This window comes from Rhizobium ecuadorense, from assembly GCF_001187535.1.
GTDB classification, from domain to species: domain Bacteria; phylum Pseudomonadota; class Alphaproteobacteria; order Rhizobiales; family Rhizobiaceae; genus Rhizobium; species Rhizobium ecuadorense.
This window is the reverse complement of sequence record NZ_LFIO01000687.1, coordinates 1-216: the sequence shown is the minus strand read 5'-3', so window position 1 is coordinate 216 and position 216 is coordinate 1. Positions and strand designations below refer to the sequence as shown.

At 57.4% G+C, this 216-nt stretch carries 1 pseudogene; it reads right to left on the bottom strand.

Going from position 1 to position 216, the window contains the following annotated elements:
• A pseudogene (locus tag AF337_RS44365) lies at positions 1–216 on the bottom strand (EAL domain-containing protein); the annotation flags it as partial.

The following is a 216-nucleotide window of genomic DNA, read 5'->3' as shown; positions in this document are numbered from 1 at the left end:
GTGCTCTTGCGAGCATGGAGCAACGTTTGCCGCATTCATATCGACGAGCGCTTGGCGCGCGTCGGAAAACGTGAACTTTGCGCGCTCGGTGACGCTGACAGCATGTTCGCGAAGGATAGACAATTCCTTGGCTATTGCGATCTGCCAAGAGGCATAAGCCATGGCGGCGAGCGGCGCGACAGCCCCAACGACTGCAAGAACAATGCCTAGCGAGAT